The organism is Rhizobium sp. NXC24, from assembly GCF_002944315.1.
GTDB lineage: Bacteria > Pseudomonadota > Alphaproteobacteria > Rhizobiales > Rhizobiaceae > Rhizobium.
The window spans coordinates 180799-201443 of record NZ_CP024313.1; the positions used below are offsets into that span (position 1 = coordinate 180799).

19 protein-coding genes and 1 pseudogene are annotated in these 20645 nt (G+C 56.0%); 4 read left to right on the forward strand and 16 right to left on the reverse strand.

What is annotated here, in order from left to right; genetic code table 11:
* The first annotated feature begins 174 nt into the window (after positions 1–174).
* A complete protein-coding gene (locus NXC24_RS36205) occupies positions 175–309 on the forward strand; it encodes a hypothetical protein (RefSeq protein ID WP_281060690.1) in 135 nt (44 codons plus the stop codon).
* 1716 nt (positions 310–2025) lie between these two features.
* Here NXC24_RS36205 and NXC24_RS22635 read toward each other — a convergent pair.
* The 13 genes from NXC24_RS22635 to NXC24_RS22700 form a co-directional block, all read right to left on the reverse strand.
* Complete coding sequence (locus NXC24_RS22635) at positions 2026–2913, reverse strand: SIR2 family protein (protein WP_104825695.1); 888 nt, start codon at positions 2911–2913, stop codon at positions 2026–2028.
* 34 nt (positions 2914–2947) lie between these two features.
* Entirely contained in the window at positions 2948–3160 is a 213-nt protein-coding gene (gene nifT / locus NXC24_RS22640; RefSeq protein WP_104825696.1) for a putative nitrogen fixation protein NifT, read from the reverse strand.
* A complete protein-coding gene (locus NXC24_RS22645; protein ID WP_104825697.1) occupies positions 3157–3480 on the reverse strand; it encodes a nitrogen fixation protein NifZ in 324 nt (107 codons plus the stop codon). The genes nifT and NXC24_RS22645 overlap by 4 nt, the downstream gene beginning before the upstream one ends.
* A gap of 94 nt (positions 3481–3574) precedes the next feature.
* Positions 3575–3769, reverse strand: a complete 195-nt coding sequence (locus tag NXC24_RS22650; protein ID WP_104825698.1) for a 4Fe-4S binding protein — start codon at positions 3767–3769, stop codon at positions 3575–3577.
* A 33-nt stretch (positions 3770–3802) separates the two neighbouring features.
* Positions 3803–5284 carry a nitrogenase cofactor biosynthesis protein NifB gene (gene nifB / locus NXC24_RS22655; RefSeq protein WP_104825699.1) on the reverse strand — a complete coding sequence of 494 codons (1482 nt, stop codon included), beginning with the start codon at positions 5282–5284 and terminating at the stop codon, positions 3803–3805.
* Positions 5285–5515: 231 nt separating this feature from the next.
* A complete protein-coding gene (gene nifA, locus NXC24_RS22660) occupies positions 5516–7261 on the reverse strand; it encodes a nif-specific transcriptional activator NifA (protein ID WP_104825700.1) in 1746 nt (581 codons plus the stop codon).
* 178 nt (positions 7262–7439) lie between these two features.
* Positions 7440–7739, reverse strand: coding sequence for a ferredoxin family protein (locus tag NXC24_RS22665; protein ID WP_104825701.1), 300 nt, complete (start codon positions 7737–7739; stop codon positions 7440–7442).
* 12 nt (positions 7740–7751) lie between these two features.
* Positions 7752–9056 carry an FAD-dependent oxidoreductase gene (locus tag NXC24_RS22670; RefSeq protein ID WP_104825702.1) on the reverse strand — a complete coding sequence of 435 codons (1305 nt, stop codon included), beginning with the start codon at positions 9054–9056 and terminating at the stop codon, positions 7752–7754.
* Between the two features lie 12 nt (positions 9057–9068).
* On the reverse strand, positions 9069–10181 hold the full coding sequence (locus NXC24_RS22675; RefSeq protein ID WP_104825703.1) for an electron transfer flavoprotein subunit alpha/FixB family protein: 1113 nt from the start codon (positions 10179–10181) through the stop codon (positions 9069–9071).
* 12 nt (positions 10182–10193) lie between these two features.
* A complete protein-coding gene (locus NXC24_RS22680; protein WP_104825704.1) occupies positions 10194–11045 on the reverse strand; it encodes an electron transfer flavoprotein subunit beta/FixA family protein in 852 nt (283 codons plus the stop codon).
* A gap of 182 nt (positions 11046–11227) precedes the next feature.
* Positions 11228–11611, reverse strand: a complete 384-nt coding sequence (gene nifW / locus NXC24_RS22685) for a nitrogenase stabilizing/protective protein NifW (RefSeq protein ID WP_104825705.1) — start codon at positions 11609–11611, stop codon at positions 11228–11230.
* Between the two features lie 205 nt (positions 11612–11816).
* The gene (nifS, locus tag NXC24_RS22690) at positions 11817–13031 is read right to left on the reverse strand and encodes a cysteine desulfurase NifS (protein WP_104825706.1); all 1215 of its coding nucleotides are present in this window, start codon (positions 13029–13031) and stop codon (positions 11817–11819) included.
* Positions 13032–13716: 685 nt separating this feature from the next.
* Entirely contained in the window at positions 13717–14037 is a 321-nt protein-coding gene (locus NXC24_RS22700) for an iron-sulfur cluster assembly accessory protein (RefSeq protein ID WP_104825708.1), read from the reverse strand.
* 472 nt (positions 14038–14509) lie between these two features.
* Between NXC24_RS22700 and NXC24_RS22705 the strand changes: the two genes are divergently transcribed.
* The gene (locus tag NXC24_RS22705) at positions 14510–15166 is read left to right on the forward strand and encodes a nitrogen fixation protein NifQ (RefSeq protein WP_104825930.1); all 657 of its coding nucleotides are present in this window, start codon (positions 14510–14512) and stop codon (positions 15164–15166) included.
* Positions 15167–15211: 45 nt separating this feature from the next.
* On the opposite strand, the gene rpoN is transcribed toward NXC24_RS22705, so the two are convergent.
* Both rpoN and NXC24_RS22715 read right to left on the reverse strand, forming a co-directional pair.
* Complete coding sequence (gene rpoN, locus NXC24_RS22710) at positions 15212–16654, reverse strand: RNA polymerase factor sigma-54 (RefSeq protein WP_104825709.1); 1443 nt, start codon at positions 16652–16654, stop codon at positions 15212–15214.
* Positions 16655–16732: 78 nt separating this feature from the next.
* Positions 16733–17272 (reverse strand): peroxiredoxin, encoded by a 540-nt coding sequence (locus NXC24_RS22715; protein ID WP_104825710.1) that lies wholly within the window; start codon positions 17270–17272, stop codon positions 16733–16735.
* 723 nt (positions 17273–17995) lie between these two features.
* Here NXC24_RS22715 and NXC24_RS22720 point away from each other — a divergent pair.
* Positions 17996–18859 carry an isocitrate lyase/phosphoenolpyruvate mutase family protein gene (locus tag NXC24_RS22720; protein ID WP_281060691.1) on the forward strand — a complete coding sequence of 288 codons (864 nt, stop codon included), beginning with the start codon at positions 17996–17998 and terminating at the stop codon, positions 18857–18859.
* Between the two features lie 81 nt (positions 18860–18940).
* Positions 18941–19039: pseudogene (locus NXC24_RS22725) on the forward strand (SOS response-associated peptidase); the annotation flags it as partial.
* Between the two features lie 54 nt (positions 19040–19093).
* Here NXC24_RS22725 and NXC24_RS22730 read toward each other — a convergent pair.
* A complete protein-coding gene (locus tag NXC24_RS22730; protein ID WP_104825712.1) occupies positions 19094–19822 on the reverse strand; it encodes an aspartate kinase in 729 nt (242 codons plus the stop codon).
* Positions 19823–20645 lie beyond the last annotated feature (823 nt).

Here is a 20645-nt window from a genome sequence, read left to right on the forward strand (position 1 = left end):
ATCTCTGCGGACGAAACCGCGGGCACCCATAAAAGCTCACGCAAGGCGGGCTGGAAAGGTGGAATGATCGGAGGTGATTTAGGAGATGCCGGCCGCGTGACGCGCTGATATCATCTTTGATGCAACAAGGCTAAAATGCCTGATAGGATTTGAGCTTAATCGTGGGAGGGGACCATGAAATCAGCGGTAAACGACAAAGAAAACCTGCCGCCCGTCGAGCCGGAGTGGGCCAGCGCCATGCTAGTCATTGCATGGCCGTTTGGGGTTTTGCCATTGCGCTTTGCTGTAAGTTTTTCGTGTAGCGATTAAGCCCCCGCTTGACCTAACGCTCGGGGCTGGCCAAGACGGTTGCACGGGATGTTGATTTTGTCCGTTTGCTGTGTCTAATTTAGCGAGTTCTCTGGGGGGATGCGCAATGGTCGAACAAACGTTCACGGACATGAACGAAATTCGCACTAAGCTTGAGGATCTCGCGAAAGAGGCGCTGGCCCTTTCGGAAAAGGCGATCACGGTGAGCAAGGCGCCGAGGATTGCCAGAAGCCGACAACATGGCAAATCCAAACGGCCGCACTCACTTAGATTGGTCGCCAACCGTTAGCGCCGCCGCTTGCCGCGGCCGGTCGCTGGCCCGAACTGTTCCTCTGCCCACGGGCGTGGCGGCGGATAAAAGCCTCGGTGCCCGCTCGTCGATGAGGTCCATTACCGCGTTGCAAATGCGGTGCCTGCCAACGGCTCGGCGGTTTCTTCGGTAAGGCTAATGCCGGCTAGCTCGTCGAAAAAGTCACAGCCAGACATGAAGTATCCGGCCCATGCCTCGGCCTCGCCAGCACGCCGTCTATTCGTTCGTCTCGCGATTCCCCCAAATGCAAAAGGCGCCATTGCCGGCGCCTCTCTTGGGATCTCATAATAGGGTACCCCTATTCGGCTCTCCGCTCTTGATGCGCCAACAGCGGTCAATTCAAAGCATCGAGGATCTTAGGAACGTACGCGAGCTTGGCGCGGATAACTGCAATTCACGCTCGGCGGCGATTCTAACAAGCAACGGCCAGGCGCCATTCCATTTTTTGGGAATCGGAGCGGCACGTGTTTTCATCTCATCGTTGGTCACAACGGCACGCCGCGGAGCGATGTCGATGTTTGCTTTCCGTCCAGCAAGCTGTGTCGGCATTTTCGCGGTGCGGAAGCGCGCGGCAGCGCTCGAGCCAGGTTTCGTTCTCCTGTGTTCTTAGCCAGTGGCCAGTCTTCGTTATCATTCGCCGCCTGGCCGCTATAGAAGTTCAATGAGCACCAAGCGTAGCCGCGAGTTAAGATTTCATCGATGCTATATGATGGCCTGTCGCCGGGAAAGGCGACATGAACGCCTTTTGTAGCAAGCCTTGTTCGTGCGGGTTCCATTCGTTAGCGCTGTCGATCAGCACGGGGAGCGTGTCGCGCCGGTCAAAAACAAGGCACCTCGTGATTTGCGTATTCCAATCAAATTCCCATTTAATTAATTCAAACCGCCTATTGAAATTCAACAGTTGAATGATAAAATCTAATTGTTAGGCGAGACTTTCCGCTTAACGTGGCTGCACCCCGCAGCCGCACTGGGCCGCCTCGCGTCCCCCGTCAGGCGGCCCTGTTTTTCCGATTCCGCCTTTGTTGATAACAGAAATATCTATGCCAACAGTAGGATTCTAGCAGCTGAGAACGCGTCAAAATATCCCTCCTACAAAGCCAATTTTCTCAATGTTTTCTTGCGCTGCGCGCACGCGCGGGGCAAAAATCTGTGTGAGCGTTATCACTGTTGGGCCGAGCGCTAGGTGGGAGGGGGATTGCCCTCACTTTTGACCGGACACTTAGCCCGCAATGATCCCCTGTCCAACTGTGAACCTAGATGGTTTAACGGGCGGAGCCCAGCCAGGTTTGGAGGTCGTCCCAACAATGATGGTGCAGTCTCTCGTGCCCATAAATCACGCTCTTCGTCACTCGCTCTCAGTTTGAGCAAGCAATCGGTGGCGCTGCGAAGCGCTCCCTGGCTCACGCTTACGGCTCTGCCGGATTAACAAGAGCAGCCGCAACTTCGCCGATCGGCAGGTCAATGAGGCTGATGCCGCATTCCGCGCAGAAGCGGCGTTCGTTCTTGGTCATGGTTGCGGCATCAATCACAGCGAAGCGTGGGCCGTTGGAGCGCTTTATGATCTGGCGTGCGAAAATGCGCAACATCTGGTCATCGAAGCGGCAGCCCAGAAAGAGAAAACCTCGATTGGCGCGCCGCTTCTTGACGATATCGGGGATCGGTGTCTGGATATCGATCTCTGTCAGTACTTCGACATAGTCGGCGTCTGACACGAGAAAATTAGCGGCGGGCCGAACGCTTCCATGAGGTGTATACAACACAGTTTTTGGCGCCGGGCTGTGCCTGAGTTCCTTTCCGGACAAATCGTAACTTTTCGTCCAAATGTCGCGGTTTTCATTTGCCCGCGTGACGCCTTGTATCTCGACCACGTCTGTTCGGGCATTCGCGATGAGAGCCGCGCGCATCGTCCCGTCGTACCAGCTGTCGATTATGAGCGAGAGTGGCAGCGTTGCAAGACAGGCATGGAGGACAGTCGACGGTGCGTACGGGGCGAATATCTCCGCCATCCAGGCTTGTACCGTTCGGCGATGCCTGCGCTGCTCGATAAACTGTGCGACCGACCACATGTTGCTCCGGATCCTGGAAGGCGCTGTCGCCCGTATGTTAAGAGCTGCTGCGACGGCTTCCGGACCATCCGGTACAGGCGGCGCCGCCGAACTTTGCCGGAGCAGCCCTGGACCGAGATATGGGATTATGTCATCTGCGGCGAGCGCTTTCTTCAGCAAACGAAGTTGCTTTTCGGCGCGATCGCCTCGGAAGATCAAAAGATGATCAGATATAGGAAGCACAGTCATGCCGCCGTCGCCTTTTGTCGTTCGTTAGCAGCGTTTAATCCTCCTCAGATATCTTTTTTGCTTCAACCGTAATCGGCAGGCGTGTGTCCTTCGGCAGATCGGGCAGGGCAAGCCGCCACCCATTCCTGAGCAGCACGCAACCGCCCCACAGATTTTCATTCTCCATAGCAACGATCGGCTCTTCGAGATCCTTCTTGGAAACATATGCCGACAAGCCGGTTCCGGTTTTGCGGATCATCACTTTCACGGGACTATTCCTTCCTTTGTGCTGCTAGTCGTTTCGGCAATTCTTGCCGCGGCTTTGTCGAGGCTCGTCAGTTCACGCGCACGCATTCCGACGATGGTGCCGCGATCCACCCATTCGACCGCATAGATATAGAACTGCTGCAGAAAGGTGCCGATGTCGCGCACATAACCCTCATCGCCCTTCCGCACCAGGTTTTCGCCAACGCCTTTGCCGGGATAGGTGCCGTCATTTTTTATGTGGCGCGTGGCGCGAACCCGCTCACCCAGTAGAAAGCGCGGCGGAGAGCCGATCTCCACTTCCTGTTCGCGTCCTAGGCCCACGGTGGTGCCTCGCTTTCGTAAGACTGCTCAGCTTAACAGCGAAGGTCAAAATCTCCTTTGGAGGAGATACTGCCTTCGGCCAGCGAACAGGCGATCAGGCTGGAACGCAGGTCTTCGGTACCGGACATACCGATGCGCATTGCTGGGTGTCGAAAGCTCCCTCGCATTCTGTGCACTTCTTCGGATCGATCACGTAGTTCTCGCCCTTCAGTTCTATCGCACCTGATGGACATTCGAACTCGCAGGCTCCGCACTGGGTGCATTGGGATGCGATGATCTTGAAGGCCATTATCAACTCCTGAGGAGGTTAAAATAAAACAGTTCATGCCGTCCCTGTCAGCGGGTCAACGCCAAACTCGGCGGCATAAACCACGCTGATGGCTGTTTCGATGTACTCATAGGTATAGCAATCCATTGCTCGAATGCCGGCGTCCGCCAGCCGCTTTTTAGGACAATCTCCGATCTTGGCGCAGAGCACGATGTCGATACCTTCGAGCGCAACGATCACACTGTCGAGTGTAGCGTCGTCACCCCAGCCGCCGCGGCAATATTGCTCGACCTTGCGATGGCCCACGAAGGCGATTCCTGTCGGAGAGGCTTCATAAATCTGGAACTCTTTCGCATGGCCGAAATGTTCGTTTATGCGACCGCCGCCCTTCGTCGCTACCGCAACGTGAAGCGACCCGTCAGGGCCGGCTGCTTTGACCATTTCGATCGCCTCGCTCTTGGCTGCTGCATGATTGCCTCTCTCCCGCGCCACTACTTCGCGGTACGCCGCGCGATTGCGCTCGTCGTAGGAGGCTGCATCGGGAATGTGGTCGAGCGTGAACTCCTTGCCACGATCCTCGCCCAGCAGCCCCACGGCATCGGCCCGGCACTGCCGACAATGGCGCATCAGCTTGGCGCCGTTTTGGAGACGACCTTGAAGCACCTTCAATTCGATTGCCCGCGGAGCCCGTTGCCCGGTCAGACCATAGTAAGTGCCGTGCGCCGGGTCCGAAATCAGGGGCATCACATTATGCAAGAACGCCCCGCGCTCTTTCACCCATCTGTTCACCTCGATCAGGTGCTCGTCATTGACGCCGGGTATCATGACCGAATTGACCTTGACGAGGATGCCCCGCGCCGCCAGCATTTCCAGACCCAACATCTGTCGTTTGTGCAGGATTTCGGCCCCTTCGATGCCGGTGTAGCGCCGGTGATTGTAAAAAACCCACGGGTATATCCTTGCGCCGATTTGCGGGTCGACCATGTTGATTGTGATGGTCACGTGATCGACATTCATGCTTGCGAGCTCGTCGACATGATCTGGCAGTGCTAACCCATTGGTGGAGATGCAGAGCTTGATGTCGGGAATTTCCGCGGCAACTTTTTCGAAGGTCGCCTTCGTTCTGTTCCAGTCGTAACAGGCATCGCCCGGTCCGGCGATCCCAACGACGGAAAGCTGCGGCACTTCGTTTGCGACCGAAATGACTTTGCGCAGCGCCTGCTCTGGCGTCAGCTTTTCTGAGACGACACCCGGCCGGCTTTCGTTTGCGCAGTCATATTTGCGATTGCAGTAGTTGCACTGGATATTGCAAGCCGGTGCGACGGCGACGTGCATGCGCGCGAAATAGTGGTGTGCTTCTTCCGAATAGCAGGGATGATCCTTTATCTTCTCCCATGTCACTGGATCCATGTCATCCGGTTTTGCGGTTGAGCCGCAGGATGAGGATTTGCAGCTGCCGGACTTCGCATTAGTCAGCCGATTGTCGGACGTTTTGGCGCTGGCCGAGCTATCAAGCGAAATCATCGATGCGGTCATCTAGCAATTCCGTTGCTGGTGAAGATTGCAGTTCAATACTGCAAGACCTATGCCAGGGACTGGGATTGTCTCACGCCGGGCGTTTTAGCGTTTCGCGTTCAATTGCATACACTTGCTTCGCACGGTTTCGTTCGTTCCTGACAATCGGCACATGGGCCTCGTCGCGAATGCGACGCGCCCTTGTCATGCGGAGTGCCGAGAGTGCATTTCCGACCTGACGAACGCCATAGCTTAGAACTTTTTCACCTCGATATTGTGCCGGCGTAGAGCATAGCCGACCTGACGGGGCGTGAGGCCGAGCATACGAGCCGCTTTGGCCTGAACCCATCCAACTTTCTCCATTGCCTCGATCAGCCGGTCCCGCTCTGTGAGGCGCGGTGATAGGGCTAGGCAAGCCGGACCATTGGGATCGCAGGCCTTGAAGCGAGTTACCTCGGGATGCGAGACGCTGTCTGGTTGGGTAGAGAGCGGTGGTACTGCCGGCGTTGTTCCACCCCGAGTGAGCTCACCAATAGGCTTACCCTCGCCGCCGCCGTCGCCCTTCCAAAGACGCGCCGATAGACATTGGCTGTTCTGGCACGCAAAATCCGAGGGAACGATCGTTTTTGAGCGCGCCAAAGTCGCGGTCCTCCGCACGCAATTTTCCAGCTCGCGCACGTTCCCAGGAAAATAGCATTGCGAAATCAGGTCTAGTGCCGGCGCCGTGAAGGCGAGCTCGCGATTGTTCTCCCGGTTGAAGCGGTCGAGAAAAACTTTTGAAAGGCGCGAAATGTCTCCGGGCCGCTCTCTGAGTGGTGGCAAGACGATCGGCACGACATTGATGCGATAGTAAAGGTCGGCCCTGAACTCGCCACTTGCGACCGCCGCCTCGAGGTCCTTGTTGGTTGCGCATATGAGCCTGATGTCGACTTTGAGGGTCTTAGTTCCGCCGACCCGCTCCAGCTCGCCTTCCTGCAGCACGCGCAAAAGCTTGGCTTGAAAGGCAGGCGAGATTTCGCCGATTTCATCAAGGAGCAGTGTTCCACCATTCGCCAATTCGAAACGCCCCGCGCGCTGCGAGACAGCCCCGGTGAAAGCGCCCTTTTCATGTCCGAAGAGTTCCGATTCCAGGACACCTTCAGGCAGTGCGGCGCAGTTTAGTTTGACAAAAGACTTCTTGCGGCGAGGGGAAAGCTCATGAATGGCCTGTGCGAAAAATTCCTTGCCAGTGCCGCTTTCACCGCGCAGAAGCACTGTGGTATTCGTCATCGCCACGGCAGAGACGATTTCTAACACCTGCCTGACTGCGGGGCTTTCTCCGACGATCCAGTCGACTTTGGCTCTTGAATTTTGGCTCAGATCATTGCGTCCGCCTTCCGCGGATTTCCGGTGCAGCTGGATGATTTGGGGACCCGACGTGCTCAGGGCTCGGTGGAACGCGATCGTCTGGCCGACGAGATCGGCGACCATGGTAAGGAAGCGAATATCCTCGTTATGACGCAGCTCAGTGGCGCTGTCCTTGAAGCGGTCGATCCATAACGTTCCGACCAGTTTGTGCGCAGCCCTTAAGGGAACCCCGATAAATGTAATGGGGATCGTGTCGCTGCTCAAAGACGGTTGAGGATCAGCCTGAAATAGCTCGGACTTACTGGTCTCCCTTATCACCAGTGGCTGTCCGGTCGTCACGATCTGATCCATTGCAGCCGGTGGGATGATGTGTCGAGCGCCCGATTGGCGAGGATCGGTTACTCCGGCCGACGCGGTAATTTCCGGCTCCCCTTCGCTCGCCAGTACAACGATTGCTCCATGACGCATTCGCAAAAAAGTGGGGAGGATATTGGCGACCTTGACAAGCGTGATCTCCAGCGGGGCAGCGGCCGTCAGGAGCTTCGATATTTCGTAGATCCCGCTGCAGGAGATTCCGATTTCAGGCGTTTTGCTGGATTGTTCGCGCAACGGTCCAACTTTATCGACGCAATCGCGTAGGATGCGGGTCATTTTCAACACCACCTAGCTGTGTAGAATGCCCCCATTCCAACCACTGTTTGTGCTTATTTGTATAAGTAGAAACTCTAATGTTAGTTTCTGAAATTGCAAGCTGGTTCCAGGCAAAATCGATGCAGCGCCTGGCTGTGACGAAATAATGTGTTTTTGAGAAGTTTAGTAATAAAGTTGTTCACCCGAACTTAAAGAGAACCCCAAAGCCGCCTCGCGGATAGTTCCACATGACCTCGCCACTTGCCTCACATAGCACCCTGCATGTGCCGCACTCCATGCAGCCGTCGGCGGCAATCTCTACTTGGCCTTTGTCATTCAGCTCATAGCATTTTGCGGGGCAGATGCGTGTCAGCGCCAAAAGGTTTGCACTCGGATGCTCGTGCGGCCGCACCTTGATGTGAGGACGTCCCGGATCGACCAGATAGCGATTCTGGAAAAGCTTGTCCTCAACACGCAACTTCGTCACTGCAACCGTCATTCTATTTCTCCTTCAACGCCAAGCCAATGCCAGACGCACCGCGTCGCTGACCAGCCCCCAGCGCGAGCGTGCCTTTATGAAAGCTGCCGTCGTCGCCTTTTCATTTTCGATCTTCGGCGTACCATCGACACGCATGAAATTTTTTGAAGCCTCAGACATCAACTTCGGGTATGTCATGAAGAAATTGCGGGAATTGGTATGAAGTAGGGCCGGCATATCCTTGTATTTCTTAAGATCTTTAATGACAAAGGAATCGTCCAGCATCGTCTTGTAGAGTGCAAGGTTCCTTTTGGTCATTCGACCTCCGCAGCTCTTGACCTCGAAAATAGCCTCCCCGGCGATGCGACCTGACGTCATGGCAAGATTGGAACCCTCGCGGTGAACGGCATTGTTGAGCTGTGCCGCGTCGCCGACAACGACCCAACCATCGCCGAAGAGCGGAGGAATTGCCTTGAACCCACCTTCGGGAATGAGATGAGCTGCATATTCCTTGACTTCTGAATCCGCGATTAGATGTTTGATCGACGGATGGTTCTTGAACGCTTCGAGCAACTCGTAAGGACTTTCACACGTTGCGGCGAAGTCGGAAACGAGGCAACCGATGCCAAGAGAGATCGACTCCTTATTGGTATAAAGGAAGGCGAGTCCGGCCATGCCGCGGGAGATGGTGCCGGCCGCCTCGATCACACAGCCTTCGTTGCCATGAAGACCGAAGCGCTGATCGATCACGTCTTCTGGCAAAAAATGTATTTCTTTGACAGCGAGTGCCACGCTCTCCGATGTCGGCGTCTGACGCAAGCCGGCCCGTGCGCCGAGCAGCCCATTGGCGCCTTCCGCAAGAACGACCGTGTCCGCAAGTATGACATCGCCGGTACGGTCAGTGCGCACGCCGATCACCTTGCCGCCTTCCTTGGCAAGTTCCGTCGCCGTCGTCTCGCAAAGGACTGTTGCTCCCGCCTCGCGCACCTTACGCGAAAACCAACGGTCGAACTGAGCGCGAATGATCGTGTACCGCTCGGGCGTCGACTCGTTGAAGTCATCCGATCGGTATTGGATGCCAACGTGGGATGTATCATCCATCATCCAGAAGCGCTGCTCGACGAGATGCCGCTCAAGGGGCGCATCGTCTCGAAAATTCGGGATGATTTCCTCCAGCATGTTCGCGTACATAATTGCGCCCTGGACGTTCTTGGAGCCTGGATACTCGCCACGCTCCAATTGCAGGACTTTCAAGCCACGGCTCGCCATGGTGTAAGCAGCCGCATTGCCGGCCATGCCGGCGCCAATCACGATGGCGTCAAACTTTTCCCCACTCATAACCCGTGTCCCCTAGTTCGCAAGCTTATCGCGACTGTGCGGCGACAGCCGTTGGGTGAAAACATCAGTGAGGGCCGGCAAGAAGCGGATCGCATCCGTTACGACGCCAAGGTGGGCGAACTCGAAAATCGGCGCGTTCGGATCGGTGTTGATCGCCACGATGAGATCAGCGCCCCCGACGCCAACCCGGTGCTGAATGGCGCCGGAAATCCCGGCCGCTATATAGAGCTTCGGCCGGATAGTCTTACCGGTTTGCCCGATCTGCCGATCAGCCGGCATCCATCCTTTCTGGACCAGCGGCCGGGAACAGCCGTATTCGGCTCCAATTACCCGCGCAAGATTCTTCACCAGCTTCAGGTTCTCCGATGTTCCAAGACCGAGTCCGCCGCCCACCACCACATCGGCATAGGCAAGATTGGAATTTGACGATCGCACGTCGGAAAGGAACCCGAGGACTTTGGTGACGATCTCCTCCTCGAGCATCGGGACCCCATGCTGAATGACGCAGCCGATAGGCTTGTTCATGCGCCGCGGCATCGCCATGACCCTCGGCCGCACTGTCGCCATCTGCGGTCTGCAGTTGAGCGTGTAAATTGTGCATAATAGAGAGCCGCCGAAAGTCGGCCGCGTTGCGGCAAGCGAACCGTCCGCATCAACGTCGAGTTCGGTGCAGTCCGCGGTGAGCCCCGTCAACAAGGTCGTCGCCACCGAACCGGCAAGGTCGCGACCAAGCGTCGTCGCACCCAATAGCAGGATCTCGGGTTTGTAAGTGGCAACCAGGTTTGTCAGAGCTTTGGTGAACGGCTCGTTCCTATAGTCTTCGAGCAGGGGGTTCTCCACCAGATACGCAACGTCGGCGCCATAGGCAAACGCCTCTGCAATGGCCTGCTGCGTGGCGTCGCCCGGAGGTCCGAGCACGACACCTGCGAGTTTGACGCCAAGCTTGTCCGCCAGCTTGCGGCCTTCTCCTAGAAGTTCGAAGGAGACGGGATGGACATTTTCGCGCTCCACTTCGATGAAGACCCAAACATGGCGGTAGTCCTTGAAATGCTCGGGCAGTTCTTTCTTCGTACCCGCGCGGCCGACGGCTGGGGGCGGTGTCTCTTGATTTGCGGTCAACGTCATGGCTCCTTGCCGTTATGCGCTGGCGTCGAAGGCGAGTTCGTGTTCGAGCGCCGGCTGGCGGGCGAAGATTTCGACAACCAACTCATCAGCAAGATCGCCGAGCGCCTTATCGGTGGTGGTGATTTGCTCTGCCTTTTCCGTCCTTGCTGTCGGGGCAAAGACCCGTTTGACGACCGTCGGCGAACCACGCAGTCCACACTTGCTGAGGTCCTCGATGCCGGCGTCGGCCGCGCTCCATTTTACGATCTGACTGCGTGCCGCACGTAGCGCGTCATCGAGCGAGCCGCGGCGGATTTCGTTGGTGCCTTCCAGCATAGTGATGAGGCAGGGAAGCCTGCCATGCAGCATCTGGGTACCCCCTTCCGAACGGCGGTCGACCTTAATTTCGCGCGCGTCAAGATCGAGGGAGCAAATCTTCGAAACGTAAGTGAGTTGCAGGAGGTCGAGGCGCTTGGCGATGCCCGGCCCGACCTGGGCAGTGTCGCCGTCGATCGTCTGCTTGCCCGTGAAGACGATGTCGGGGGCGCCGAAGATCTCGCCGATTTTTACGATCGCCTGTGAAAGAGCAAAAGAAGTCGCCAGGGTATCTGATCCGGCAAAATAGCGGTCGGTCAACAACACCGCCCGATCCGCACCATAAGTGAGCGCCTTGCGCAACGAATCCTCTGCCATGGGCGGGCCCATCGTAAGCGCGGTAACCTCGCCGCCATGGACGTCACGCAACCGGAGTGCTTCTTCAAGGGCAAATAGGTCGTAAGGATTTATGATTGTTGGCACACCCTGGCGCATGATCGTGTTCGTTACAGGATGGACGCGAATCTGTGCAGAGTCCGGCACCTGCTTGATACAGACTACGACGTGCATGTGGTCTCCTAGCTGCTGTTCGAATGGCGGGTTTGGCGCTTCGTGTCCTCTAAAGCACTATCTGTGCCAATCCTTTCGAATGTCGCATCCCTTTGACAGATCAACGGTTTCCTCTGAGGTGTTGGCGCTGGAAATGCCATTGTCGGCTTCTCGACATCGTTCAAGCCGGAACCATGTCGTATTTACTCCCTGCCGAAACGCTTCAAGATGGAATCGAACGGCACGAAGGTGTGACCCGGTTGGGCAGGCTTGGCCGGATTGTGATCTTTGAGCACTTTGAAGACCCGGTGCGAAAGTGGCGAAGACGTCGCAAAATCTTCGTAGGCTCGTTCAAGGATGGCGCGTGCCCTGGCAGCAATCACCTGTTCCGGGAGATCGGAGAAATCCTCTTCGGCGAGGTATTGTCCCATCCGCTTCATGATGTGAAGGCGCGAGACGTCAAGCACCTTCGGATCATAGGCGACGTCAAGCAGCGCGAAAAACTCCTCCGCGGCCGACAGATTTTTCAGCCGCGCGAGGATTTGGGCCGTATCGCTGGTTCGGCTTGCGTTGCAAAAACTGTTCATAACATTCTCCCTGTTGGAACGATGCTCTGTGGGCTCCGGTGCGATGATCCGGTGTCGCAAAAACCCCGCAGGAAAAGTCCTCGCTCTTATGGCTGCAATTGGCTTGAAACGTCCGAGCTTTTCTGTGTCGCGACGGCGACGAACATTGCCTGGTTCCGCCAAGCCAAACCTGGTCCTCAGAACGCGAACCGCTTCATGAGGGGTTTCAGTCCGTCTCCGGAGGCTTCATAAAAGCCAAAGGTCTTCGGCGCTTTGCCGGCGTCTGTCTAAACGAAGAACCATCTCGCAAACTGCCGACGATTCCGGGTAAGACATCGAGCACGCGATCTATATCCTCCTCGCAATTATCACGCGACAGGGAGAAGCGAATGACCCCGTGGCTCGAGATATCGGGAATGTTCATCGCCGTCAGGACATGGCTCGGCTGCGGCGCGTCAGAAGTGCAAGCCGAGCCAGAAGAACAGGCGATGCCATAGCGGTCGAGGAGAAGCAGTAAGCCATCACCGTCGACTTGGTCGAAGGCGATGTTGGAGGTATTCGGCAACCGCTTTTGCCGATCGCCGGTGACGAGCGCATCTGGGATGCGCTGAAGAAGCCCTTTTTCCAGGCGATCTCGCAGCGATCTTACTCGTCCGTTCTCTTCTTTCATGAAGCTTAAGGCAAGTTCAGCGGCCTTGCCGAGCCCGACGATCCCGGCCGTATTTTCCGTGCCAGCGCGGCGATCGCGCTCCTGATGTCCCCCTTTGATCATCGGATCGAAGCGTACGCCGCGCTTCACCCAAAGCGCACCAATCCCTTTGGGTCCATGCAACTTGTGGCCTGAGAGCGACAGCATGTCGATCGCACTCGATTTCAGGTTCATCGGAAGCTTGCCAACCGCCTGCACAGCATCTGTATGGAAAAAAGCGCCAACTTCCTTGGCCAACTTAGCAAGGTCAGCTACAGGAAAAATCGTGCCGGTTTCATTGTTCGCCCACATGATCGAGACGAGTGCAACATGTGGGGTGAGGGCCGCCCGGTATGTGCGAAGGTCAAGGCGACCATGCCTATCGACTGGAATCCTGTGCACCTTTATGCCACGCGTCTTCTCAAGGTGCGCGCAGAGCGTCAGCACTGCCGGATGCTCGACTGCGGACGTCACGATCTGTGTGCGATCGGGCATGATCTCGAGCGCCGACAGGATCGCTGCATTATCGCTTTCTGTTCCGCCAGAGGTAAAGACGAGCTCATGCTCGAACTCCGCACCGATCAAAGCTTGCAATTGTTTGCGCGCGGTGATTATCGCCGCACTTGCCGAGGCGCCAAAACTGTGACTGGACGAAGGATTGGCAAATTGATCCGTAAAGAACGGCAACATCGCTTGTACGACTTCAGGATCGACTCGCGTCGTTGCATTGTTGTCGAGATAGACAGATCTCATGGAAGCGATCCTCAGTCGGGTAAGAACAATCGCCGGAGCATTCGATTGGTCGCATTCGCTGCAGCGACGTTATCTGGCGTTTTCAGGTTCCAATGGGAATGTTTCAGGCGAGCCCCAAGCATCCTCGGTCCTTGGCGACATTCCGCCGAAAATTCCCGGTCGGTTACAAAGATATTTCCTCGATCTCGAGTACGCTGCCTTCCTTTGAGACTGCCGACAAACTCGTCTCTGACCGAATGAGGCTTTCAACGAACCGCACCGCAGGGACCGCACCAATCGCTTCTTCGACAGCTTTGATGCATGTGACCGAATCCCGCGGCTTTGCGCTACACATCGCGCAAGCGGTGACGGCGAGGTGGACGGCGGCCGATCGACACCATGCGTTAAGTCGCAATTGATGATCCGGGGGGCTTCCTGGGCGCTCTTGCCGACAACATATTCGATCAACTCAGACGAGCAGGCGATCGCAAAACGGCTTCGGAGCGTCTGAAGTATTGCGGCACTGATCGCTTCCAGCGGCCGATCGAATCCCATCATCAATTCAATTGCATCCAGAGATGCGAGCGCGCCGACCTTGCTTCCAGTATTGGCTGTTTGCAGAATGCGGGCGCCCTTGTGATTGCTAGATGATCTCTTAAACTTGCCGCGATACTTGCGCATGACGTTTCACACCAATCCGGGATGATCAGGCAAAGGACTTCCCACAAGCGCACATCTCTGCCGCGTTGGGATTGTCGAAGACAAAGCCCGAGGACTCCAGCCGTGTAACGAAGTCCACCGTCATGCCGTTGACGTGTGGTTGCGAGCCTAGGTCCACGAAAAGTGTAATTCCGCCTGTTTCGATGATCGCATCGCCCTCGCGTGGGCCGCTCTCCGGTCCCATCATGTATTTGAGCCCGGCGCAGCCGCCGGTCTCGACCGCGATGCGCAGGCCCTCGGCCGGCTCGTCCGCTCGGCTGAGCGCGATCTTCACGGCGGCGACGGCGTTCTCTGTGAGCGTGATCATAAATATGCTTCTCATTGGTCGTCGGTAAATTTGCAGACGACCTTGCATGTGCCGTGCCAAAGAGAAAAACATTGAGGAGCCGTCGGATCTTCTGCTGGCAATATGCGCATGTCCGACGTCACTCAACGTCCAACATAAAAAAGGGCAGTCGCCTGAGAATTTGAGGGCGCCCGCCAAGGCATCACTGCGCCATTTTCATGCCCGCTGCCGTCAGCGTAGCTGGGAAAAAGTTTATAGCAGGCGCACCGGGGAAAGGCCTTAGGTGCCAACAACGACTGTCTGTTTTGTCGATTAGCCGACATTGTGTGTTGGCCGATCTCTATTTGCACGCTCATCACATTGTTTGAGAAACCCTCGAAGAGTTGTGGCGACGCTGTTTATCACCAAGCTGGCATAATTTTTGAAGCTTCCTCGTCGTGGCCGCTATAGCTGCAGGCGACCTTGATCAATGAAACTAAGGAGCAAAAGCGCCGTGTCAGATCTGCATCAATTCCAGGTTTTAAGGGAAAAGGGCATCGGTCGCGGAATACGAATGTCTGATCGCTGGCAACATCCACAGTCATCCAATGCCAGGCTATGGCTGCGAATGGGTTTGGAAATGGATTTTGACGACTATGTGCTTACCTGTGTCTTTTCCCGAGCGCTTGAGGAGATTGAAGCTGGCCAAGCGTCGGCGACCGAGGCGACCGGCCTTTCTCGCGTCGAGCTGCAGGCCGTCCTAACACGGAGTTTTCCTGCGAAGCTTATCGACGCCTTTTTTCCGGAAGAGGCAAGCGATCCAGAGATCGGTACGGAGGAAAAGCTCCTGCGTGACTTGCTACTTTCGTATGCCCGTCCAAACGATCCAGTCAGTGCCCGCTTCGCTAAAATCATTGCCCGACGTGCTCTGCGCGACGACCATCTGTGGCAGGACCTTGGTCTATCTGACCGAGCCGAGTTGGGTCGGCTGTTCGCCATGCATTTTCCGACGCTGTCGGCTGGCAATACCAACAATATGAGGTGGAAAAAGTACCTTTACCGCAAGCTCTGCGAGGCTGAAGGTTTCTCGCTCTGCGCCGCTCCCAGCTGTCAGGACTGCAGGGATTTCGAATCGTGCTTCGGCCCCGAAACGGATGAAGCCCGTCGTTAAGTCGCTTTCGCGAGTGGTGCGAAACCGTCAGCGCTTGCCCAGCGCCTATACAAACCCGGCACGCATCTCTCGGCGACGTTGAACGGAAGAGGGGATATTCATTGCTTCCCTGTATTTTGCGACGGTGCGGCGCGCAATATCGATCCCGCTTTCCCGAAGTTGGGCGACCATATTATCGTCGGAAAGCACACTGTCCTCCGTTTCCGCGGCAATCATTGTCCTTATGCGATGGCGGATCGCTTCGGCCGAGTGTGCCTCGCCGCCTTCGGAGGATGCAATCGCGACCGTGAAAAAATACTTCAGTTCGAACACGCCGCGAGGGGTGAGCATGTATTTGTTCGAAGTCACACGGCTTACCGTCGACTCATGCATCTCGATCGCGTCAGCCACAGTCTTAAGATTGAGAGGCCGAAGATAGGCAGTGCCGCGTTCCAGAAAGACATCCTGCTGGCGGACGATTTCAGTTGCTACCTTAAGGATCGTCTTGGCCCGTTGATCGAGGCTGCGAACCAGCCAGTTCGCGTTTTGGAAGCATTCGTTGAGGAATGCCTGATCACTGGAATCATGCGCGGTCAGACGAGAGACTTCGGCAAAGTAGGTTTGGTTGATGAGCACCTTGGGCAGCATGTCGGGATTGAGTTCGATCTGCCACCCGCCTGCGGTCGACGGCAGGACTCTAACGTCCGGTATGATGGCGTCCGGTCGTCCGGATTGGAATCGGTTTCCGGGCCTGGGATCGAGTGTCCGGATCTCATGCAACATGTCGAGAATGTCATCTTCGTCGACACCGCAGCGCCGCTTCAATGCGCGAAAGTCACGTTGTGCAACCAACTCAAGATTAGCGACCAGCGCTTCCATAGCCGGGTCGAACCGATCCCGCTGGCGCAACTGTATCTCGAGGCATTCCCTAAGAGTTCGCGCAAAAATTCCAGGTGGATCGAAATGCTGCAAGGTCGCGAGAACTCGCTCGACGTCACCCTCGTGGACACCCAGACTTGCCGCCAGCTCTGATAGGTCCACCTGAAGATATCCAGTGTTTTCCAGATGATTGGCAAGCGCACCGGCAATGCGTCGATCTCGAGAGGTGAATGCAGTGAGCGCAATCTGCCGTGCGACATCGTCGTGCAATGTTTCGGTAGACGCAGCAAATTCCTCGAAGCCTGGGGGTTGGTCTGACGAAACATTGGCGGAACTTCGAATTGATTTCCATTCTCCAAGTGGCCCGGGAGACTCGACCCTTGTCGGCGCATCAACCTTGCCATCCTGTGTGACAATATCGGGCCTGTTCTCCGAGGTCGAAACGACATCGTCAGAAGTGATGCCATCGCTTGATGCCAGCTCCAGAAACGGGTTCTTCTCCAATTCCTGCTCGACGAACTGATGCAGTTCGCCGTGCGCCAGTTGCAGCAGACGAATAGATTGGATGAGCTGAGGCGTAATAACCAGCGATTGCTTTTGGCGCTGGAGAAGGTTTGCTAAATACTGCATCCTAAGAGCGAAACCCCTATCGATCTTGGTACGTCGTCGCGCGAATTTTCATTTTATGACATTTTGATCCTCCGGCGTTCATGCTGCGGCCGAGGCCTTCAGCTTTTCCAGGATGTTTTGCGGCGACGAAATGCCATAGGGATCGGTTTGACAGTTGTCAGAGAAGCCTTCTTCCTCAAACCACTGCTCCACCTCGCCGTCATCGACCACCGCCGCGTAGCGCCAGGAGCGCATTCCGAAACCGAGATTGTGCTTGGCGACGAGCATGCCCATCTTGCGAGTAAATTCTCCCGAGCCGTCAGGGATGAGCTCGACGTTGCGAAGCCCTACGGACTTGCCCCAGGCGTTCATGACAAATGCATCGTTTACGGAGAGACAGTAAATCTCATCGATGCCCTTCTTTTGAAACTCGCCATAAAGGCTTTCGAAATCCGGTAGCTGCTGGTTGGTGCAGGTGGGGGTGAAGGCGCCTGGCAGCGAAAACAAGATGACGCGCTTGCCGCGGAAATAGTCGTCGGATGTCTTGTCTTTCCACCGATACGGGTTCGGCCCTGGTAGGGCCTCATCGCGAACACGCGTCCGGAATGTGACGAAGGGAACCTTCTTTTTGATGTCCATCTAACTGCTCCTTCATAACAGACAATTGAGGCGTTGTTTGGCGATTGCGGCCGCATATCCGATCTCGGTCGATATGCTGGTCAGGCAAGCGCCATGCCATTTACCCTTAGGGCCGAGGATCATTGTACTTCCCGAAGGAGCCTTGGTTTGAGTAGGAGCGCCTCCAACAAGGGCGCTGAACCAGACATCTCAGCCGCGAGTGACCTCCGCGGCGGTGACATCGGTTGGTCATCGGGAAGCGTCGGATATTCGCCAAGACCGAACCGTTCCGGATAGCCGGGTCAGATCCTTTAACGAGCACCGCCGGCAGGCACTGACGTGGCCGCCGTCGTTGCGTTCTTAGGCACAGCGATTTGCCGAGACAAGTTTTCTGATAGCGCGGAGTGATGTGCCGCTGTTGCTGCTCTCGATCATATCCAGATTGGGATGTGCGCCACCCTTCAGCTCTCCGGCAAGGCGCCCGCGTGTCCGGTCGCGGTGAGATTAAAATCTCGGCGTATCATTGCTATTGAATGATTAGGTTCTCCCTCGCTTGTCCATTCGTCAACCGTTGGATGTTCGAAACGGGACAAGAATGTTCGGAGACCGACGATTGGATTGTAAGGCCTGGCCGCCGGCCGGGGCAAGTCGTGCAGCGCGGCCGCCCGCGCTCATCCGGCACGCAACTTGCGTCGATGATTTTTCGCCGCGCTTGGCACTTTCCGATTTGCGATGGAGCATGACATGGATCAAAAGGTTTTCGTTCCAAAGAGCATCGGGGCGATTGAGGATCCGACGAAATCGCTCCGCGATCTGATTTCCTCCCCGGACGTGACGCATCTAATGGGCGCGCATGATGGGCTTTCCGCGGCGGTTGCCATGCAGGCTGGCTTTAAGGCCATTTGGGCGTCTGGCCCGTGCATTTCGAAGAGCCTCGGCTATCGCGAGGTCAAGGAGGTAAGTTGGACACATTTGATAGAGGTGATGGAACGAATGGCGGACGCCAGCGGGCTGCCGATCCTCGCCGATGGTGGTTCCGGCTTCGGGAACATGAATAGTTCGCGTTTAATGGCAGCAAAGCTGTTGCAGCATGGCGCCTCTGGTGTGTGCATCGATGATAAGAGCTTCCCGAAAATGAATTCCTCTGTCGGGAATCCTCCTCCGCTGGACAATATTGAAAAATTTTCCGGCCGCCTGAAGGCTATCAAGGATACCACGGGAAATGACCTTGTGCTTGTAGCCCGCACCGAAGCCTTAATCGCCGGTTACGGTCTCGATGCGGCCCTGTTGCGCGCGGACGCCTACGCGAACGCCGGCGCCGATGCGATCCTGATCCATTCGGGGGAAGCGAAGACGCACGAGGTCCTCACCTTTGCGAAGGAATGGAAGCGGCTTCCGATCATGATCGCGCCTTCGAATTACTATCGCACGGTCATTTCAGCGCATCATGACGCCGGCATCACCAATGTCGTGTGGGTCAACCACGCGATGCGTGCAGCAATTGCAGGGATGCGGGCTGCTTGCAACTGGATCATCGCCGAAGCAAGCGCCGGGCGGGCTGGGCAGGAGATAACGAAGCTCGACGATGGACCCGCAGCGTTATGGTGAACCGCCTTTGGCGGAAGTCGGTATCTCCGCGTGCGTGATTAGCATTGGTCCGCTGAAGCGGTCAGCCTCGGTACGTCTGTGCCCGATGCTTGCGACCCAATGAGACCATTTCCCGCCGAACTGATGACAATGTGGCCGATCGATGTGGGCTCGCCAAAGAATGACCGCCGATCTCGTTGAGCGTGCCGCAGGAAGGTACCATGAGCATCCGTTTGAAGTCGGCATTGTCGTTAACTAAGCCGAACATGACGGGACCCTTTCTTTTGTGGTGATGTAGGTTGCTCTCACATGCTTTCCCTCGGTCCAATCACGGAGTCGGTTTGGAAGGGTGCCGTTGATAACGACCCCCGCAGCACCCCGCAATGACATGAAATGGGCTGCACAAGCATCGACTGACGCATGACCAAGCTCGGCAAGATCGTGGGCATCTATCTCCTCGATAAACGCTTCCGGGTCGTGAGTTGCCGCATTGCGGTAGACGCCGTCTACATCTGTCAGAATTGCCAGTAGCGGAGCATTGGTTACCCACGCAATCCACGCCGCCACCGCGTCGGACGTTATGTCCCAACTCCATTCGACCGAATCCGTTGTGAAGAGCATGCGCGAGGCAAGGAGAACTGGAATTTTGCCAACCTTTGCCAGGCTCCGACTTTCGCTCAACGTTGCAGACGGAACAAGTTTCGAAGAGAAGGCACGATTCACCAGCAAATATCCTGGCTCATCTTGGACAAGAGCGCACCTGTGATGGATCGTCACCGATCGGAGTGGATATGGGTTGTCAACACGCTCAATCGCCTTGTCGTGTAAGTCTCCGCCAGGAACTACCAAAATTCGATGTCCGCGCTCGGCCAAGCGCTCGAGTTCCGCGACAGCCGTCCTAAAAACCGACGGATCATGGATGAGGCTTCCGCGGAACTTGACAACTATTGAAAAGCTGCATGAGGAAAGACCTTGGGTGAACATGTCTGAACCTCGCCCTTCCACTGTGGAGGCCAAATGTAGGTTTGCAGGGCTTCTCGATCTCATTTCCGATGGGCAGCTGAGACCTTTTGAAAAGCCGCAGCGTAGAACTGCATTCCGGTCAACGCCATTTGCGAGGCAAGCTCGATTACGTTGAACTTATGTCGAGAAGTTTCGTCGCGTTTGAAAAGTTGCTCTTCCACCATTTCCCCGCAATTCTTTTACCGAACGATGTTGGATCGTCTCGAACGCGCTACGGCTCTTTGTCCGGGACGCTCAAGCTGATGGGCCCGTTCATGAGCTTTGGGCCCACATGATCCCGTATTCCATCCACCGACCCACAGTGAAATATGCCTTGGCGGCTCTCATTGCGTCGCACGACTTCAAAAACCATGCCAACTTTGCAGAGCGAGCCCCAAAAGTATTCTCACTGTTTCCTCCCGTCTCAGGGCCGAAAAGAGCGAACACCTCAGAGGGGCGTCGTGAAGATTCAAACGCATACACTGTTGAATTTGTCAGATAATCGACACCGGCTTTTGTTAAATCAATCTCTCTCGCTGTTCCAGCTAAGTGTCTGAAATCAAATCACGAAACCATCCCGTACGGTGACACCGGTCGCGTTGGCATGAGATTTGAAAGTAGTTCGCTTGTAACGGCGATGCACACCGGTAAACGATTATTGGGTACCGGTCGGCAGGAGGGAAGGCGGACCGTATCAATTGGTCCAATCGGATTTTATCAAAGAAGAGAGCAATGGAAGCCAGAAGAGCGAACGGCCTGACGGGCCATATCCCCGTTAACCGTCAACCGCGGCCGAGCGCACCTA

Bases quoted from the DNA above. Each gene is read 5' to 3' on its own strand.
- NXC24_RS36205 (WP_281060690.1), top strand. From the start codon at position 175: ATGAAATCAGCGGTAAACGACAAAGAAAACCTGCCGCCCGTCGAGCCG.
- NXC24_RS22635 (WP_104825695.1), bottom strand. From the start codon at position 2,913: ATGACTGTGCTTCCTATATCTGATCATCTTTTGATCTTCCGAGGCGAT.
- NXC24_RS22650 (WP_104825698.1), bottom strand. From the start codon at position 3,769: ATGGCCTTCAAGATCATCGCATCCCAATGCACCCAGTGCGGAGCCTGC.
- nifB (WP_104825699.1), bottom strand. From the start codon at position 5,284: ATGACCGCATCGATGATTTCGCTTGATAGCTCGGCCAGCGCCAAAACG.
- nifA (WP_104825700.1), bottom strand. From the start codon at position 7,261: ATGACCCGCATCCTACGCGATTGCGTCGATAAAGTTGGACCGTTGCGC.
- NXC24_RS22665 (WP_104825701.1), bottom strand. From the start codon at position 7,739: ATGACGGTTGCAGTGACGAAGTTGCGTGTTGAGGACAAGCTTTTCCAG.
- NXC24_RS22670 (WP_104825702.1), bottom strand. From the start codon at position 9,056: ATGAGTGGGGAAAAGTTTGACGCCATCGTGATTGGCGCCGGCATGGCC.
- NXC24_RS22675 (WP_104825703.1), bottom strand. From the start codon at position 10,181: ATGACGTTGACCGCAAATCAAGAGACACCGCCCCCAGCCGTCGGCCGC.
- NXC24_RS22680 (WP_104825704.1), bottom strand. From the start codon at position 11,045: ATGCACGTCGTAGTCTGTATCAAGCAGGTGCCGGACTCTGCACAGATT.
- nifW (WP_104825705.1), bottom strand. From the start codon at position 11,611: ATGAACAGTTTTTGCAACGCAAGCCGAACCAGCGATACGGCCCAAATC.
- nifS (WP_104825706.1), bottom strand. From the start codon at position 13,031: ATGAGATCTGTCTATCTCGACAACAATGCAACGACGCGAGTCGATCCT.
- NXC24_RS22700 (WP_104825708.1), bottom strand. From the start codon at position 14,037: ATGATCACGCTCACAGAGAACGCCGTCGCCGCCGTGAAGATCGCGCTC.
- rpoN (WP_104825709.1), bottom strand. From the start codon at position 16,654: ATGCAGTATTTAGCAAACCTTCTCCAGCGCCAAAAGCAATCGCTGGTT.
- NXC24_RS22715 (WP_104825710.1), bottom strand. From the start codon at position 17,272: ATGGACATCAAAAAGAAGGTTCCCTTCGTCACATTCCGGACGCGTGTT.
- NXC24_RS22720 (WP_281060691.1), top strand. From the start codon at position 17,996: ATGGATCAAAAGGTTTTCGTTCCAAAGAGCATCGGGGCGATTGAGGAT.
- NXC24_RS22730 (WP_104825712.1), bottom strand. From the start codon at position 19,822: ATGTTCACCCAAGGTCTTTCCTCATGCAGCTTTTCAATAGTTGTCAAG.